Source organism: Citrobacter sp. CFNIH10 (genome assembly GCF_002934585.1).
Taxonomy (GTDB): domain Bacteria; phylum Pseudomonadota; class Gammaproteobacteria; order Enterobacterales; family Enterobacteriaceae; genus Citrobacter_A; species Citrobacter_A amalonaticus.
This window is the reverse complement of record NZ_CP026216.1, coordinates 414,012-430,803: the sequence shown is the minus strand read 5'-3', so window position 1 is coordinate 430,803 and position 16,792 is coordinate 414,012. Positions and strand designations below refer to the sequence as shown.

13 protein-coding genes are annotated in these 16,792 nt (G+C 48.8%); 5 read left to right on the top strand and 8 right to left on the bottom strand.

Annotated features, from left to right (window positions below):
• Positions 1–3: 3 nt before the first annotated feature.
• From C2U53_RS05335 to C2U53_RS05325, 3 genes are read right to left on the bottom strand one after another with little or no spacing between them, the layout of a single operon-like run.
• Positions 4–2,202: a DEAD/DEAH box helicase gene (locus C2U53_RS05335; RefSeq protein WP_104445704.1), complete on the bottom strand. Its 2,199-nt coding sequence runs from the start codon at positions 2,200–2,202 to the stop codon at positions 4–6.
• Complete coding sequence (locus C2U53_RS05330; protein WP_104445703.1) at positions 2,199–3,515, bottom strand: ATP-binding protein; 1,317 nt, start codon at positions 3,513–3,515, stop codon at positions 2,199–2,201. The genes C2U53_RS05335 and C2U53_RS05330 overlap by 4 nt, the downstream gene beginning before the upstream one ends.
• A 3-nt stretch (positions 3,516–3,518) precedes the next feature.
• Positions 3,519–5,822 carry a TerB N-terminal domain-containing protein gene (locus C2U53_RS05325; protein ID WP_246876160.1) on the bottom strand — a complete coding sequence of 768 codons (2,304 nt, stop codon included), beginning with the start codon at positions 5,820–5,822 and terminating at the stop codon, positions 3,519–3,521.
• Here C2U53_RS05325 and C2U53_RS30265 point away from each other — a divergent pair.
• A complete protein-coding gene (locus C2U53_RS30265; protein ID WP_246876172.1) occupies positions 5,733–5,939 on the top strand; it encodes a hypothetical protein in 207 nt (68 codons plus the stop codon). The two genes, C2U53_RS05325 and C2U53_RS30265, sit on opposite strands and share 90 nt — an antisense overlap.
• A gap of 90 nt (positions 5,940–6,029) precedes the next feature.
• Here the strand turns inward: C2U53_RS30265 and C2U53_RS05320 are convergent, their stop codons facing one another.
• From C2U53_RS05320 to C2U53_RS05310, 3 genes are all read right to left on the bottom strand, one after another.
• Positions 6,030–7,097 (bottom strand): nucleotidyl transferase AbiEii/AbiGii toxin family protein, encoded by a 1,068-nt coding sequence (locus tag C2U53_RS05320; protein ID WP_104445701.1) that lies wholly within the window; start codon positions 7,095–7,097, stop codon positions 6,030–6,032.
• Positions 7,097–7,714: a DUF6088 family protein gene (locus C2U53_RS05315; RefSeq protein WP_034940173.1), complete on the bottom strand. Its 618-nt coding sequence runs from the start codon at positions 7,712–7,714 to the stop codon at positions 7,097–7,099. The genes C2U53_RS05320 and C2U53_RS05315 overlap by 1 nt, the downstream gene beginning before the upstream one ends.
• 154 nt (positions 7,715–7,868) lie before the next feature.
• On the bottom strand, positions 7,869–9,842 hold the full coding sequence (locus tag C2U53_RS05310; protein ID WP_246876150.1) for an ATP-dependent endonuclease: 1,974 nt from the start codon (positions 9,840–9,842) through the stop codon (positions 7,869–7,871).
• 438 nt (positions 9,843–10,280) lie between these two features.
• Here C2U53_RS05310 and C2U53_RS05305 point away from each other — a divergent pair, with 438 nt between their 5' ends.
• The 3 genes from C2U53_RS05305 to C2U53_RS05280 all read left to right on the top strand — a co-directional run bounded on the left by C2U53_RS05305 (position 10,281) and on the right by C2U53_RS05280 (position 12,725).
• Positions 10,281–10,742, top strand: coding sequence for a hypothetical protein (locus C2U53_RS05305; RefSeq protein ID WP_104445699.1), 462 nt, complete (start codon positions 10,281–10,283; stop codon positions 10,740–10,742).
• Entirely contained in the window at positions 10,739–10,960 is a 222-nt protein-coding gene (locus C2U53_RS05300; protein WP_104445698.1) for a helix-turn-helix transcriptional regulator, read from the top strand. The genes C2U53_RS05305 and C2U53_RS05300 overlap by 4 nt, the downstream gene beginning before the upstream one ends.
• Positions 10,961–11,819: 859 nt before the next feature.
• Positions 11,820–12,725 carry an integrase domain-containing protein gene (locus C2U53_RS05280; protein WP_104445695.1) on the top strand — a complete coding sequence of 302 codons (906 nt, stop codon included), beginning with the start codon at positions 11,820–11,822 and terminating at the stop codon, positions 12,723–12,725.
• 173 nt (positions 12,726–12,898) lie between these two features.
• On the opposite strand, the gene C2U53_RS05275 is transcribed toward C2U53_RS05280, so the two are convergent.
• Positions 12,899–14,158 carry an integrase arm-type DNA-binding domain-containing protein gene (locus tag C2U53_RS05275; RefSeq protein ID WP_104445694.1) on the bottom strand — a complete coding sequence of 420 codons (1,260 nt, stop codon included), beginning with the start codon at positions 14,156–14,158 and terminating at the stop codon, positions 12,899–12,901.
• Between the two features lie 530 nt (positions 14,159–14,688).
• Here C2U53_RS05275 and C2U53_RS05270 point away from each other — a divergent pair.
• Complete coding sequence (locus C2U53_RS05270; RefSeq protein ID WP_016240318.1) at positions 14,689–14,892, top strand: AlpA family transcriptional regulator; 204 nt, start codon at positions 14,689–14,691, stop codon at positions 14,890–14,892.
• Positions 14,893–15,841: 949 nt separating this feature from the next.
• On the opposite strand, the gene C2U53_RS05260 is transcribed toward C2U53_RS05270, so the two are convergent.
• Positions 15,842–16,549, bottom strand: coding sequence for a hypothetical protein (locus C2U53_RS05260; protein WP_172740558.1), 708 nt, complete (start codon positions 16,547–16,549; stop codon positions 15,842–15,844).
• Between the last annotated feature and the right edge of the window lie 243 nt (positions 16,550–16,792).

Genomic DNA, 16,792 nt, shown 5'->3' with positions numbered 1-16,792 from the left:
CCCTTAATATAAATGCCCCTGCAACCACTCCGTCACGCGTTCAACATTAAAAGCACGTAACCCATACTCCTGCGTCAGCAACGTCTCCGGTAAATACTCATCATATTTTTCGAGGCACTTTTCAGCGATGCTTTCGGCAAGACGGGATTCGGAGGGCAAACCGTCCTGAAGTGCGCTGGCTAACGTCTGCTTAACTTCCGCTACCGTGGTTTTTTCCACTTCAACCACACCAGCAAATGAGCCCGCCTTGAAACCGCGCTGGATAAGCAATGCTGATAGCGTGTTTACGGTTTGATCGCCCAGCCAGGGAAGAATGTAGACATGCTGCCCCTGCTGAATAAAACATTCCGAAGCCAGTTTATTGTTGCGAAAACAGTGCAGCCCTTCATCAAACAGGTTTCTGGCCGTGGTATCGGCAAAATCGGCTTTGCGATCGCCAACGGTGATACGGTAGTCGCCTTCCCGATAAATGGTGAGCATTTCCTGGCGGACAACATCATGAATGGACATTCCTTGTCCGCCAAATAACGGCGGCTGCCCACCCTTTGTCGCCTCGACATAGATGACTTTTTTATCACTATCGATATCGGTGACCTTCCAGCGTCGACCGCCGAAAATAATGTGTTGGTCAGGCATCAGGGGGGAATCAACGGGGATAGAGCCCAGTGTTTTGCTCCCTGCTACAATACGAAACTCTTCCGGCGTGCTGAACACGGCATAGAAGGTGTATTGATTTACCTGACGTTCGCCCTCAATGCCCAGAACCAGTTCGCCGCTTGATAGCTGGGTCAGAAACTGGTGCTCCCCCATATGCTTCAATAACGTTTTGAAGTCATCGATTCTGACTTTCTGAAATGGCCCTTGCTGGCATAGCTGTGACCAGATCTGATCGGCACGTACCCCTCCCCACTGCGCCACGATCGCCAGAATCTGATGGAACAGGGTGGAATAGTGCATCTGCCGGGTATCAGCTGGCTCAAACCATTTGCTGCCGATAAGTAAGCGGATCATGGCCAGCGACTGAACGAGCTGAAGCCTGAGCTGGTCGACAATGCCTGATGTTGGCGTCAGTTCATGTTCGGCAATCAGCATTCTCAATACGGCAGGCGAGTCGCGCCGACCAGAACGCCCCATTCTCTGGCGCAGGCTGGCTACGGAATGGGGGGCGGTAACCTGCACGACGGAGCTGACTTTACCGATGTCGATGCCAAGCTCTAACGTCATCGTACAGATGGCGGTGGTAGGTAAGTTGCCTTGTTGAAGCCGCTGTTCCAACGTTTCACGCAGATCTCTGGACAGCGAGCCGTGATGGGGGAAGAACTCATTGGGAACGATGCTCGCTTCACTCAGATCGCTAAGCGTAGCGGCAATGCTTTCGGTCCGTTTGCGGCTATTAGCGAACACCAGATGGGAGTCACCGCGACAGAGGCGAAAGATATCATGACAGATTTGCGTCTCTGCAGACGGCGGCGGTTGTTGGCCCGAGGTGGTTAGCGGTTCCAGATAACCTTTCACCTGCACTTTTAGCGTGGCGTGAGTCTGACTGTCGGTAATAATGTCACAGGGCAGACGTTGATTTGGCCGCAGAGACAACGGTACTCGCTCCAGTTCCCCCAGCGTTGCGCTGAGTGCGACTCGGGGGACTGGATTGTCGATTCTTCCGAGCAGGTGATCGATTCGATTTAACAGAGAGAGAAGCTGCATACCCCGCTCAGAACCGATGAAAGCATGGAATTCATCAATGGCGATATACGCCAGTGGCGCGAAAGCCAGTTTTAACCATCCCGCATTGCGGATCAGCATCGCTTCCAGCGACTCCGGGGTGATAAGCAGAATACCGGCAGGGTGTTTCTTCGCTTTCAGCTTTTTGCTCTGTGCAACGTCGCCATGCCAGGGGGTGACGGGCATCTCCAGCGCATCGCCGAGGCTTTCCAGCCGTCGATACTGATCGTTAATCAGGGCCTTAAGCGGGCTGATGTATAAAATGCCAAAACCGCCCTGAATATCCGCAATAGCAGAACAGGCGGGCAGGAAAAACGCTTCTGTTTTACCCGCGGCAGTTGCGGCGCTGATCAGGACATCCCGATCGCCCGCTAATATCGGTGGAACGGCTTTTTTTTGCAGTTCCCGGAGATCTGCCCATCCCTGCCGATATATCCACTTCTGTATGCGTGGATCCAGCCGCTGGTATTCGTTCATCATAATCGGAAATCAGCCAGACCGTCCTTGTCAGTATCTTCTGCCGACGTTATTTCATCCATATCGCTGGGTTTTTCTTCCGCGATCGCAACACCGGCAATTAACTGCGACCACTGAATGGACGGGTTTTGTTCCAGCACGGCCAGCATATCCAGGAAGGCTTTAATCGTGTTTCGTGGCGTACGGAAATAGGCATCGCCAATAGTGTTGCTACAGTGGCGTAAAAATGCCGTCAGCGCATCATCAGGAACCAGATAGTTATCCGCATCGCCGCCGGAATAAACGTGACGTAGGTTTTTCAACAGAATATAGAGCTCTTCCGGCGTTAAGCTGGCTAAGTGCAGGGAAGGGGACGAATAATCAATCACCCCAGCCCGCTGGGCGAAGCTGTTTTCTGCCAGCCGTGACTGGAGTGCTTCGTAGCTGTATAGCCCCTTGCGTGGATCGAACAGGAACTCTGGCGTACCGCCGAGTAAAAAGCCGATATATTCAGCCGTCCCTTGCAGACAGTCATTCAGAATACGCAGTATTTGTTCATAGTTGGCAACCCGGGCCTGAGTATTACTGAGCTTATACAGATTGACCATCTCATCCAGATTCACCAACAGACCCGCGTATCCGGCCTGACGGACAAACAGGCTCATCAGCTTTAACGAGTCGTAGAAAGAGGCATCAGAAATAATGGTACGCACACCCAGATCGTTACGGGCGTCGGTTTTCGTGGTGTATTCACCTCTCAGCCAGCGAATGGCATTTGATTTTAATGTCTCATTGTCCTGCTCGTGGCCCTGCCAGTAACATTCAATGACTTTGGCGAAATCGTAACCGCCAACCATATCAGACAGGTCAGCGAGCTTTTGATGAATAATTGTCGGAACCGGCACATTTGTACTTTCTGCTTCTTTTCTGGCTTCCGTGATAAAGCGCTCAACCACGCTTAATAATGCGTTTCCGTCCGGCTTATTTCGCGTAGACAGATTTTTCATTAGCTCGGAATAGAGGTTACGCGCCTGTCCACCCGTCGCGTGGATGCGTCTGTCCGGGGATAAATCGGCACTGATTGTGACCAGCTTTTTCTCTAGTGCAATTGAGCGCACAACGCTTAAAAAGAATGTCTTACCTGAGCCGTATTCCCCGATAATCAGCCGGAATCCTGCACCGCCATCCGCGATACGTTCAATATCCTGATACAGCGCTTTTATCTCGTTGACCCGGCCAACCTGAATATGCTGAATACCAATCTTAGGCGTCACGCCTGACTTCAGTGACTGAATAATAGCGTCTCTTTCTTTGAGACGAATACGAATGCCAGACATAAATTATCCTTTAAGTTCTTGTGCAATTTCCAGGTCAACGTAAATATCATCGTCATCATCAAGCACCGGGGCGTCAACCTGTTCGAAAGACCAGTCATTAATTGCTTCAATCGCGCCGTTTAGCATCAAATTAAATTGCTGGCATAGCTCAGCGACTTCGTTTCGCGCCCAGCGCTCTTTTTCCAGCAAACGTTGGTAAAGCTGGTGATGTGCTTCATCAAGACCTGTGCCAGCGTGTGGTGGGATCTCCGCCGGGGATTCATCTGCGGGTTCATCTTCGGTGAAGATGGTGTTCAGTAACTGGCGTACGTCCGTGGTATCAGACTCATGACGGGCAAGGATCCGTTCATCAAGAGAAAACGTGCCGCTCGTCGCTGATGGGGTTTGTAACGTAGCCGTCGGCGTTGTTTCTGCGGTTGACAGACAGTGGATATCGCTGGTGACGGTACTGCTGTCCAGGCCGAGGCTGGTATAGATTTTTTCCAGTTGCTTAATTTCCGCCGGATCGATTTTTCCATCTGCGCAGGCGACGCTGATAATAACGTTGCTAATAGCGGATTTTTCTTTATCGCTGAGTTGTTCAATTTTAGCTTTCAGGCCTGCCTGATTTGCAGGCGTATTGAGCCTCCAGGTGAGGTAGGCGTGCAGCGAACGTTTTTCTGTTGGCGACAACGTATCATTGTGATCAATGGTTTTTTCCAGCGTGGCCTGTTCAGCAACATCCACACGCTTGTCCATTTGTGCAATCATGGCGCCCAACCGAAGCGCCACGGAGACTGACGTAAATTCCGCCGACGGTACGTAGAATTCCGCATGTCCTTCGGGAAACAAAACAACGTGTCCTTCTGGTTCTGACCGGACAAGGTGATAGCGCATATCCGGCGCAATGCCATAGCCTGCTCGGCGGGCGAAATTTTGCATCAACTCGGCTTCTTTCTTATTGATCTTATCCGGTACAGGCATACCCAGTCTGGCCCAGAAATCAGCCACTGTCGCCAGTCCTGAATGTTCACGGATTTTCTCATCTGCCCAGCGTTTGAATTCAGCAAACAGGTGTTCTGCGTCTTCGGTCAGTATTTCATCGGGAAGCAGCATGATGGCGGCGACGTCACTTGCTGAGGCATCCTTTTTACCGAGATAGCGACTGTAGGCATCCAGCGCGTTGATACAGGATTCTGCAACAGGAATTAATTTCTGAACTGGCGCTTTTAAAACACTGGGATCGGGAAGGTCCATCTGTTTTTTTACCTGAAGTTCCCGAAGCGTACCACTGGCGGGGGTATAGCTTAAATACAACCGTGTTTTATTGGGTTTGACGACAATACCGTCACCGTATTTTTGGGTATAGCGCTGTTTGAATAACGCGGAAAATTCAGAATGACATCGACGGGCAGGCGTGCGCAGGGTGTAATCAGGAAAATAGTGTATCCATGCCAGTGCCAGATCGGCACAAACAGGTTGTCCTTTATCGACCACCGTTGCCAGATTCAGTCTGAACAGTAATGAACCCCTCGATGAGAAATATTCGTTTTCGGTATATATAGAAAGCAGCTTCGGTCTGAGAATGATCATCATTTCCAGCAACTGTGTTGCATAATGCCGGAAGGAGCCGTTTGCCTGAAATACGGTTCTCAGGCGCGATATCTCTTCGAATAATGCTTTGAATTCATCGTCAGAAATGGCTTCTTGTGTGCCATCCGCCAGTACGCGGCGTTCAAGACCGTAAAAATAGATAAAAACATAACCAACAGGGCAGCTTGCATCGCTACGATCGCTTGCCAGCCAGTCAAGATAGGCGCCACGGCAGCGAGGGGAGAGTGTGGCAAAGCTGGGCCAGTATCCCAGCGATTCATCATAATAATGCCGTGAAATGGGCTCGATGGGGAAAGCGTCGTTAACCAGCGAAGCGTCGGAACCATCGTTATAAAGATAGCCATATTCCCCTGATGAATGTGTTTTTAATCGTCCGCCGAAATAAAAATGACCGTGATTAATGACGACGTTTTGAATGGTGATGCTTTCTCCCGGTTTGACCCATCGTGCTGGCGTAGTATTGCGCCGGGCGGCGCTTTCTCGCGATGGCTGGCGGCTGGTGCTGTATTCGACCGCCTGTCCATTAACAAAGCTAAAGGTTGCCAGTTCGTCATCATCGGATGCCTGAGAATGCATATTTGTCACGCTGTTGGCTGGCTTATTGGGATATTTGTGTTGAGATGAATGATTTATTTTGGCGATGATTTTGCTGTTTATATTGAGGGGAGGCGACTTTTTCTTTTTGGAAAACAGAAGCCAGATAACCGCCAGCATAATAACAAATATCCAGAAGCCCATTCCGTGCCCTTAATCGCTGATAATGCTTCCCGGCATTGTTCTACGAGCGGCAAAGGCGGTAAGCATAAAACTGGAAGAGAGATCGTAAAATGATACCGCGAATGGGCTGGAGTACAAGCATAAAAACCCTGTTATTCAAAAGGATTATGCCATATGGTTGAGGGAGCAATTGGCAGGGCCAGGTTATACCTGTGAATCACACATAAAACGATTGATTTCATCTTGTGCATGACGAAGACGATCGGCAATGTCAGCAAATCTGTCAGGCTCACTAAAGAACATTCCCCCTTCCACTGCCGTTTGATGATCCCCGGCGATCGCGGCGAACCGTTCAGCATCGTCAGGCAACAGTTGCAAGTTTCCGACAATCACCTGAGTAAAATCCACACCCGGTACAGACCAGCGACGTTGCTTCATCTCGACCACATTGCGCATGGCTTCTAGCGTTTCATAGGGGCTGGCAAAATGATTACTCAGCAGACAATCCACATCATACCAATGGCGTGCCAGTCGGGCCGAATTTGGCGCTTTGGTTTGCGTGCAGAACTGGTGCAGCGCCGTCAGCTTTTCCCAAAGAATATAACCGGTGTCATAAGCGTTTACGGTCGCGGCGGGTAACAGAAGTGCATCCATTCCAGCAATCCCGGACAGATAGCTCACAACAGGCATCTGATCGGTTGGCTTGCCACGATTTCGTCCGCCAAATTCCAACAGAATATGATCGCGCTGATAGGCCATACTGTCTTCTTTCACCCGTGGGAAATAGATATCGACTTTTTCGCCACCGCTGTCGGGTTCCATTTTTGCTTCAAGGCCCGGAATTTCATAAGCCTGAAAGCGTTGGTTTAACCGTTCTGCCAGCGCGTTTGTCCATTCTGTTAAGCGCTCTTGCTGCTGCTCTCTGAACCGGCGATTCTGGCTGTTATTTAGCGTGCTTTGCTCCCACGCCTGCTGTTCTTCCTCTTCTGAGTGACCTGCCAGATCGGCCCAGTGAACAGAAAGATCGATATCTTCAGAAAAACGCTCAATCACGTTCCAGCATTTGCTTAACGCTGTTCCACCTTTAAACGCGACAGATAAATCTCCCAGCAGATCCTCATTAAAAAGCAGCCGAAGGATCTCCGTTACCCAGAGATCCTTTTCCAGAAAGCTGGCTCCCAGCCCGGAGGGATGCTGCTGCGCCGCGTAAGAGAGGATTTCCTGAAGCTCACGGCGTTGCGATGCGCTCCGGTAGTAATCAAAAATGTCCATCAGAGCGCCTTTTGCAACGTTATCAGCTGTGAGCGCCATGCGTGAAGCGCAGGCTCATTCATTAACTTTCCGGCAATCTGTCGGGCTTTAGCGGGCGGGATGCTCAGCCGATGAAAAGCATTCTTCAGCGTTTCCGGCGGGGTATATTCCTGCTCCAGACTCAGCAAACCGCGCATTAGCTCTCCTTCAGGCCGGTTCAGCCAACGTAATCGGCTTGCTGATTTATGCTGGATCCGTACCAACTCATTACCGACACGGAACTCTCGCGTAGGGCCGTTTGACCAGTAGATGCGTTTAACCGGCGCCTGCGTTTGTAGCCCTAACCGGTAAGCGGCTTCCAGTCCCTGAAGGGTGATTTTGTAACCGCGCTCTTTTGCCCATGCTGCGGCAACGGCATTGGCGCTGGCGACAACGTTTACGGATGGCAGATTTTTCAATGGTTTTGGCCGGGAGTAAAAACCGCGTTCAACCCGGACCAGCAGGCCTTCTTTGACCAGACGACTCATTGCCTGTTGTACTGACGCACGACTTCCCAGCGAGTAAAATCCGCTGATGGAAAAGGGGATGCCCCGCTTCATGCGGTGAACCCGCTGGCGGGCCAGAGCGGCAACAGACATTGATTCTCCTGTACTGACGTTTAATACCAATGTAATTTTATTTTAGACCATATCTATCAAGGTATACAAGCATATTGATGTCAGCAAAAACATGTCTACATTAGTATAATTAATGACAGAGTCGCTATGAAGAACGACCCTGTCGGTTTCTGTATCAGACCTCAGCGTTTAGTGGTTCCGCATTGCGTCTGAATCTGGGATCCTCTTGTTTACCGTGCTGCTCTGCCCAGCTAATAACCTGCTCCAGCAATTGTTGCATGTAGTGACTGGTATCTCTGACTGTTTCAAAAGGGGAGTGCTGTTCGGAAGAAATAAGTGCGGTCAATAAATCCTGAACACCAGTAGCCAGGCCTTCGTCCTGAGTGATTTGCAGATAAGCATTTAGTGGCTTATCTTTCGACGCTTCGTCTCCATCCAGAAAACGTTCAAAATCAGGCACACTGACGCGGTGGCGAACCGTAAGTCCTTCACTTCTGGCCTGTCGGATGGCATTTTTGATTTTTTCGTTTTCTGTCCACATACCATTTCTATTTCCTTTTGAGTTCAGCGGAGAATCGGCGTCATGCACCAGACTGAAATCAATTTTGAAATGCGTAAGTACTTTTATCAGCGGCACCAGTATGGCTTTTCCCCGAGCGCGGATGATAGCAACCTGATCCATTAGCGCATGATTGCGTTCTATGATGGACGCCATAAATGCAGCATGTTCCGTATCGCCTTCAACCAGTACAGGGTGTGAACCAAAAAAGACCTCAGAAAAGCTGGGATCGATATGCTGTAACGCTTGAAGCCTTTGTTTATCATCGCCTTCAAATTCAATCAGATCTGAGCGATAGGTTCTCGGCGTTACCGGGGACTGGTCATCATCTCTTTCCCGGTCTAAACGCACAATAGTGGTGTGGTCTTCAAACGGATTGATAAAATAAGGCGAATGGGTAGTCAGAATGACCTGCCAGTCCGGGTTTTTTGCCAGTTGGTATAAATGACGCTGAGCTGCTCGGGCAGCCATAGGGTGTAAAGCATTTTCTGGTTCATCGATTAATAGCAGGTAGCCGGGAAAGGCAGGATCTTCCGGGCTGTCCGGGATTGGTGCGCCACTGTCGTGGGCATCCAGTAACGCTTTGGCCTGTGCTAAATACTCTGCCAGCTGTTCCGGATCATCTTTTTTGGTGGGTTTCGCTACTTTTTTCGAAAGCTCGGTAATATCTTTTTCAAGGCGTTTGCGATAGTCGCCGCGTACCTCTTTATCGCGATTAAGCTCATTATGGACCTGAAGCATTGCCCAGAATAACGCTCTGCGAGCCCCTGTTCCCTGCTGAACCAAATCGGTATCAGCTCTTCCATCCGAAATTCTTAAACTCGAACCATTTTTAATAAGTTCGTCAACTTTTGGAACAAGCGGTGCCGCACACACGTTAAGGCTAACATCCAGTCGGGGAAAAATACTTTTGAATCCCGTCGAGATCTTACCCGCAATACCATTGAAATGTTCCTGATGCTGCTCGCTGAGAGCATTCATACTGGAGGAAACACTCTCAATCGCTTTTGCCAGATCGGATTTTGGATTACTCCGGGCTTTTTCCAGTTCTGTGAACAGAGGTGACAGAGCAAGTTTAAGTAACAGTTCTTCTGTTTTCGCTGCATCTTCAAGTGAACCAATCCGTAGCGGTCTGGGAAGCCGGGAACCAAATACCGGATCGGCACCGCCTGCTTTGCCATCCTCCGCCCAGCAGCCCTGTCCATCGTCTCCGTTCGGATCCCAGGTAGTACGGACTTTCTGAAAATCAGGTGCGCACCATTGCCAGCGGCTTTTTACAACAAGAAGTCCATCTCTTTCCTGTTTCCATTTTTCATCAACGTTGCCAATGCCTCGAGGAATATGTACTTCGAGAAGTACTTCAGAAGGCTGATCCGGTTGAGCGTGTTGGTGTCGATCATGCGCGGGATCAAATGGCACGCTTCCTTTGGCTAACTCATAGGCTCTGAGAACAGTAGACTTACCGGCATTGTTTTTTCCTACCAGACAAACAATATTATCAAGCGCAATATCGATACCTTCATTTCCTATACATCCAATGTTGCGGATGGTCATACGAAGCAGCTTCGAACGGTTTTCTACAGACATCATTTACTCCGGGATTATTAACATGCAAAGGCGGTTTATGTTAATAACGAATTGAGAAGCATAATTTGATGCCACGCTAATTTATTGATAATTATCTATTTTGAGATGGCCGTACAATTTAAAGACAGTTTTTTCTATTTGCGATCTGTCTTCCATAACCTCGCTTGCTGTTAACCGCTAATCGCGGTATCTTTTATCCGTACCTGCAAATTCAGGTGCCGGGCTTGACCTCCTGAAAACTGTTACAGGCGACATACGACGCGCCCGCGTCTTTTTTTATGTCGTGCGCACGGCTACACCTCTATGGCGGGCCGGGCGGGGGCGTCGCAAGACGCGCCGGTTCCCTGTAACGCCGGTAAGGTCAACCCCGTCCGGTTCTGCCACCCGTGAGATTGACCTCTCCGGTGGCGGAAATATAAAACGTTACAGGAGGCTGCCACTATGGCTACGATCCCCACTCAAACACACCCGTTACTTTCCGTTCCCTTCAACGCCGCCACGGATTTCACCGTACTGGCCAGCCACTGCGAAAACTTCGCCGACACCCTCATTGAAAGCGATGATCCGGCGCTACGGCTGGCGCTTTACGGACGGCTTGCCGCCTGTCTTGCGCTGCTGCGTCCCACGCTGAACGAGCCCATTCCGCCCCACTTGATAGAAAGCCTGACCACCGATACCCTTCCCGCCAGCTCCACCTGCTTTGAACCCGGTTCCGAATTACTTTGTGACTACTCACTCACGCTGGCGCAGCTTCTGACGGGGCGGGCGTTACTGCCGAAAATGGAACAGACGCTGACAGGATTATTGTGTGAGCTGGTCTGGTGCTTTGCCGCTGAACTTAAGGCTCCGCGCTGGATACGTACCACCGATGGCGTGAAGTTTATCGAGGAGGTGACAGCATGATGCAGCAGGACTGGCACTCCGCCGACATTATCGCCGGGCTGAGAAAACGGGGCACTTCGCTGGCGGCGCTGTCTCGTCAGTCGGGGCTGGCATCCTCAACTCTGGCAAATGCGCTTACCCGCCACTGGCCCAAAGGTGAAAGGTTGATTGCGGATGCGCTGGGTGTTGCGCCAGAGCAAATCTGGCCTTCCCGCTACCGCAAGCCTGAATATCGCTAAAGCAAAACAGACTCTCCCGATCTTCTGCCTGCATGTGCAGGCGGAAGGTCGGGAGAAGACAAGCGAAGCGCGGCAGACTGTCATTCATAAAATCGCGAAAAAATCCACAAGCAACTCAATTTCCAGAAAAAAGGTTTCCCCTTTTCATTCGTGCCAACCGGGTGTAATCTCCCTCCTGCTCCATGCTGTCGTCGATAGCGCCCAATGCTTCATGACCTGAAAGAAGCGCCTGTTCCATCAGGAATGGTTGATCCCTTTACCGGTGCAGACCTCTGCAAACACCGGGTCGCAGAACATCGCGGCGGAGGCTAAGAGTCATACACACTACGTCCTTTCACTGCGCCAGTTCATTGGCTATGTTTCTACTCGCGGAAGTCTGACGATTTCCCGGCTCATCTTTACCTGCTGCCACATCAGCGTCCTTAACCTTAACGGGCTGCGGCCTGCATTGCCGCAAGGCTTTGCTGCCGCGTGGCCGTAAAACTGCACCAGAATGTGCCCTCTAAGAGCACGATACCTGACCGGGCGTCACTTGAGTCCCGCAACGCGGGCGCAAGTGACGCCGTTCCACCACGCCGACGCAAGCCACGGAAAATCTGGCCTGCGCCCTCAATCCCCCACACTGACACGCCGTTTTCAGGCCGCTGTCGGTTCAGAAAAGGAGAAAAAGATCGATACCGAGGGGGGCATGACGCCCCGGAGAATTTCCTGCTCACGCAGGCAGCCTGTACCGCGTACAGTCTGAAACTCCCTACACCTCAACAACCTGCCACTCCGGCGTGAAGGTATCGTTCTGGCACAGCCACAAAGCATACGCCGGGGCCAGATTGTGCTTTTCATCAAGCGGCAAGGGGTAGCTATGGGTAAATTAGGTGGTGAAATGAAGGCGCTGGCTAAAAAAGCGGGCGGCAGTTTTAAAACGGTGGATGATCGCATTCATATTGTGCAGCGGTTCAGCCGCCATTTACGCTCGCTGAATATCCAGATCCAGCGGGTGGAGCAGATCAAGGTTCGCCATATCGAATGCTATATTCAGGCGCGTCTGGCGCAGGAGATCGGTAAACGGACGCTACAAAATGAAATGGCCGCGCTGCGTGGCGTGCTGCAACAGGCTGGACGTAAGCAGGTGGCAAAGCATGAGCGGCTGACCAATAAATCACTAGGGCTGGCTGGCGCATCCCGTAACGGCACCAACCGGGCCATCACGCAGGAGTATTACAATAAGGTATTGGAAGCCGTCCGTGACAAAGACGCAGGGCTGGCGGCGACGCTGGAACTGGCGCGACTGATGGGGCTACGCTCGCAGGAAGCGGTACAGTGCTGTCAGTCATTAAAAACGTGGAAACAGGCGCTGGAGCGCGGCGAAACCCGGCTGACGGTGGTATTTGGCACCAAAGGTAATCGTCCGCGTGAAACCATTATTCAGGATACTGGTGCAGTGAAAAAAGCGCTGGAAAACGCCCTGGCTGTTGCAGAAGAACGTAACGGCAGGCTGATTGACCGGCCCAGCCTACAGCAAGCGATGAATTACTGGCGCAAAGAGATAGCGAAGGCCGGGCTGACAGGGATTTATACCCCGCATTCATTGCGCTACGCGTGGACGCAGGATGCGCTCCGTCACTATCTGGCGCAGGGATTCAGTCACAGGGAAGCGCTGGCGCTGACCTCAATGGATTTGGGCCACGGCGACGGGCGCGGACGGTATGTGGCGCAGGTTTACGGGCGGCGGGAAGAGGGGGGATTTCCTGTTCTGGTGCAATCATGAAAAGCAAAAGGCCGAAGGGTAAAGGAACGTTAAGGGTAACAGCGCCAGACCGGAAAAGGCCAAAGGGCTGAAAGGGCTAAATTGGCGCAGAACGGTGTTTATCCGGGTGAACTGGCGCAAATAAAAAAGCAGATCCGCTGAGATCTGCTTTCCTGTGTGATTCGCTGAATAGCTCAGGCCACCTGAACCTGCCTGTCATACCGATATGGCGCAACAAACTTTTGCCGACAGGCGTCGAGATAGTCCGACCACCACTGCATCATCTGCGTGCGCTCGTCGAGGTGCTCCGCCTTGTGGATATACGCGGCGCGCACGTTGTTACGCTCCTGATGGCTCATCTGCCGTTCTACGGCATCTTTCGACCAGCGTCCGGACTCAATCAGCGCACTACAGGCCATTGTGCGAAAGCCGTGACCGCACACGTCCACCTTCGTGTCATAGCCCATCACCCGCAGCGCCTTGTTGATGGTGTTTTCGCTCATTGGCTTGCGCGGATCGTGATCGCCGGGAAACAACAACTCGCTGTTACCGGATAATAGTTTTTGCTGTTTCAGCACCGTGACCGCCTGTTTTGACAGCGGCACCAGATGCGGCGTTTTCATCTTCGCGCCACGTTCTGAATAGCGCACACCGGGGATCGGCTCACGCTCGGCGGGGATAGTCCACATTGCGCCATCCAGATCGATCTCCGCCCAACGGGCAAAGCGCAGCTCGCTGGAGCGAATAAAGATCAGCAGGTTAAGCTGCACTGCCAGACGGGTTAATAGCCTGCCGGAATAGCTCTCGAAGCGTTCCAGTAACTCCGGCATTTTCTCCAGCGGCAGGGCGGGGTAGTGATTTTTCGGCGGCGGCGCGATGGCGCCGGTAAGATCGTTCGCCGGATTGCTGGCGATCAGGCTCTCCTGTACCGCGTAGCGCATAATGGCAGTGGTGCGCTGTTGGATCCGCGCAGCGGTCTCCAGATTGCCTTTTCTCTCCGCCACCCGCAGCGGGATCAGCAGATCGGCGGTTTTCAGGTCGGCAACGGGGATCCTGCCAATCAGCGGGAAAACGTGCAGTTCCAGCGAGCGCAGTGCTTTGGCGGCGTGTGCCTCAGTCCAGCGGATATTGCCTGCCACCCATTTACGGGCGATTTCTTCAAAGGTATTACCGCTTTTCTTTGCCTGCTTCTCCTGCTGCTTTTTCACCCCCGGATCATCGCCCGCGCTGAGTACGGCGCGAGCTTCTTCGCGCAGCTTACGCGCATTCGCCAGCGTAACGGTCGGGTAAGCGCCAAACGCCAGCTTCTTCTCCTTGCCACCAAAGCGGTACTTGAGGTGCCAGAGTTTAGAGCCGTTGGGTTTTATCAGCAGGTAAAGACCCTGCGCATCGCTGAGTTTGTAAGGTTTATCGAGCGGCTTTGCATTGCGGATAGCGGTATCGGTGAGTGGCATCGCGGGGGCTCCAGAGTTTATCGAACCAACAGGCCCCCAATTAAGCCCCCAAAAACTCTGGATGTCAAAAAACCTGACGGAACTTTTCAGTACCATCAGGTTTATTTAACTTACTGATTTTCTAACGTTTCAGGACGTATAGAGACGCCATGAAACTAAATTTTGGTGCCCGGACTCGGAATCGAACATGTATACAATCCTATGTTTTATCGAATAAAAATAAGTATGTAGTGTTTTTTACCAACGTATATTTACCAACAAATCATAGGTGTTGTCAATTTAAATCAATAAGTTACGTTATTATTCGTTAGTAGACATCAGTAAACATCGGTTTTTAGATGGTGTAAACATCGTGTTGTCAAATAAAAAAGCACTTTTTGCTAAAAATGATAACTAATTGTTTTTAATTAAGTTATCTTCTTTTATCTCCGTTTCCACTCTAAAAGCCATGAAAATGCCAAAAATAGGTGTTGATCGTCATAAGCGATATTCGAATAATACATTCCATCAAATAACAAAAGGAAAAATATATGAAAGAAAAAACAAAACTAATCCGTATCTCTGAGGTAATCGATCGCACAGGATTTTGCAGAGCTTGGATTTATCGACTGATTAAAAATAATAGTTTCCCGGCTCCCGTAAAAACAGGTGAACGATCTATCGCATTTATTGAAAGTGAAATCGATGCGTGGATTGATGAAAAGATTTTTTATTCACGTAATCAGGCTGCGTAAAAACACTCTCACTTACTATTTGTTATCTTGAATATGATTACACTATTTATAGTGTAAAACGTCTAAAATCGCATACAGAGCGTTTTAAGGCTATATATGGAAAATATTGAATACTTCGAGTAAAGGCCGGATAAAATCCAGCCTTTTTTGTTTTCTTTTATCTAATTGATCATGATGTTTAAAATATTTTTCATTCTATATTGACAGGTAATATATAGAGATCTATAAAGAATAAAGATACAAAAAAAGCCAGATATTAAATCTGACTTTTTAAGGACTAAAAAAGTTTTCGCTGACTTTTTTAAGTCTTGTAATCAGTTATACGAGAACGTGATTACAAATATAAATAAAGTATTATCTAATCAACTTATATTTGTCAAATCTAAATCCCAACTTTTTACAAGTCTTTTAAATACCATTTCCAGAACCCTTTTTAATCCTCAAAAGCAATAACGTTAAAACCTGCTGTATCAGGTATAAGAATGAAGGTTCCTCAAGTGATTGGCGGTTCTTATGTTATTGTGGCAGTGCCGGGTGATACGTAGCTGCCAACCTGAATCGCAATACCTAAAGTTTTTTAGAACATTAGTATAGCTTCTTTAGTAAAACGAGAAGTGTTTTAAAATAACAATGGTATTGTTTGCGTGGGTCGTGGGGGAAGTATCAGAATGGAAACGTTCTGAATATTTTCAAGACGCAATGAGCATCTTCTATCTTTCCATTTTTGGCGTGGGGGGTAGGGGGGGAATGCTTAAAGAAAAACTAAGTTTTCCTGACGGAAAACTACTACGACTGAAAGTCGCCATCTAAAACCCCAGAACCTAAGCTGATAAAATTCTAGTACTACTAGTACAAAAAATAAATAAAAATGGAATGGAAAACTAGAGCGGGAAATATAAAATAGTAAGGTGCCATTTTATCAGGCACCAATAAATATAAACTAAAGATATTATTTTTTTCTTGCTGTTCTTATATACCCATCCTTGTCATAAATCTTTAATCCTTCAGTATCTATTATATAATAAGAACCGAACTTATCATTGTTCTTTTTATATTTATTATCAAGTTTTGTTATTTTATAGGTCCCACTACTACCATCACCATTTAATCGTTTTAAAAAATATCCTTGTGATGTTTTTGTTATTGTAAATGTTGCATCCAAAAATTCAGGCGAACCAACGTCGTCATACCATGAGCCTATAACAATATCTTTATCGCTTTTATCTGATACTGATTCAGGTAATTGCATACTTTTAAAGCAAACTGCCATTCGTTGTATATCACCTTTACTTATTAGAGCACCGCTGACCATATCAATATTATTTTTTAACATGAAGTTAATCAGATCTGGCTGACAAAATTTAACTTCCCATGCTTTAGTTATTGCTAAGTTTTGCAATTTAGCTGTTTTATCATGAGCAGCATTTGGCACGCTCAAAAGATTTTTTTCAGAGGTATCAAAATCCATTCTATACGCATTTAATGGTTTTTCAGTTGTTCGATATGATTTAATATAGTTTATTGCTCCCTTTTCGGAAGTCGTCGATACTTTTTTACCGTATTCATCTAAACCATGATTAATATTATCAGCCCATGCTATAGATTGTGTGGATAATGTAAATAAAATGGCTAAGGTAAATTTATTTATTTTCATCATAGATCCTTTAAGGTATTGATGTTTATAAAATAGCATATTGGAGTTTTTATTGAAATCTTTAATTCGGCAATTGGTTTGTTGTTTTTATGTTATTGATTTTATTGTTGTTTGTAATGCATGGACGCCAGCAAAAGCAGAAAAACAAGTTTTCTACTTTTCTGTCGCCGCCGATCAAAAGCAGCGGCATTTTTTACGCAAAGCTACCTATTACGCACAGCTACCAATAGACAGTATATTATTTAC

Excerpts from the sequence above, each read along its gene's own strand:
- C2U53_RS05335 (WP_104445704.1), bottom strand. The coding sequence starts at position 2,202 with ATGATGAACGAATACCAGCGGCTGGATCCACGCATACAGAAGTGGATA.
- C2U53_RS05330 (WP_104445703.1), bottom strand. The coding sequence starts at position 3,515 with ATGTCTGGCATTCGTATTCGTCTCAAAGAAAGAGACGCTATTATTCAG.
- C2U53_RS30265 (WP_246876172.1), top strand. The coding sequence starts at position 5,733 with ATGATTTATTTTGGCGATGATTTTGCTGTTTATATTGAGGGGAGGCGA.
- C2U53_RS05325 (WP_246876160.1), bottom strand. The coding sequence starts at position 5,822 with ATGCTGGCGGTTATCTGGCTTCTGTTTTCCAAAAAGAAAAAGTCGCCT.
- C2U53_RS05320 (WP_104445701.1), bottom strand. The coding sequence starts at position 7,097 with ATGGACATTTTTGATTACTACCGGAGCGCATCGCAACGCCGTGAGCTT.
- C2U53_RS05315 (WP_034940173.1), bottom strand. The coding sequence starts at position 7,714 with ATGTCTGTTGCCGCTCTGGCCCGCCAGCGGGTTCACCGCATGAAGCGG.
- C2U53_RS05310 (WP_246876150.1), bottom strand. The coding sequence starts at position 9,842 with ATGATGTCTGTAGAAAACCGTTCGAAGCTGCTTCGTATGACCATCCGC.
- C2U53_RS05305 (WP_104445699.1), top strand. The coding sequence starts at position 10,281 with ATGGCTACGATCCCCACTCAAACACACCCGTTACTTTCCGTTCCCTTC.
- C2U53_RS05300 (WP_104445698.1), top strand. The coding sequence starts at position 10,739 with ATGATGCAGCAGGACTGGCACTCCGCCGACATTATCGCCGGGCTGAGA.
- C2U53_RS05280 (WP_104445695.1), top strand. The coding sequence starts at position 11,820 with ATGGGTAAATTAGGTGGTGAAATGAAGGCGCTGGCTAAAAAAGCGGGC.
- C2U53_RS05275 (WP_104445694.1), bottom strand. The coding sequence starts at position 14,158 with ATGCCACTCACCGATACCGCTATCCGCAATGCAAAGCCGCTCGATAAA.
- C2U53_RS05270 (WP_016240318.1), top strand. The coding sequence starts at position 14,689 with ATGAAAGAAAAAACAAAACTAATCCGTATCTCTGAGGTAATCGATCGC.
- C2U53_RS05260 (WP_172740558.1), bottom strand. The coding sequence starts at position 16,549 with ATGATGAAAATAAATAAATTTACCTTAGCCATTTTATTTACATTATCC.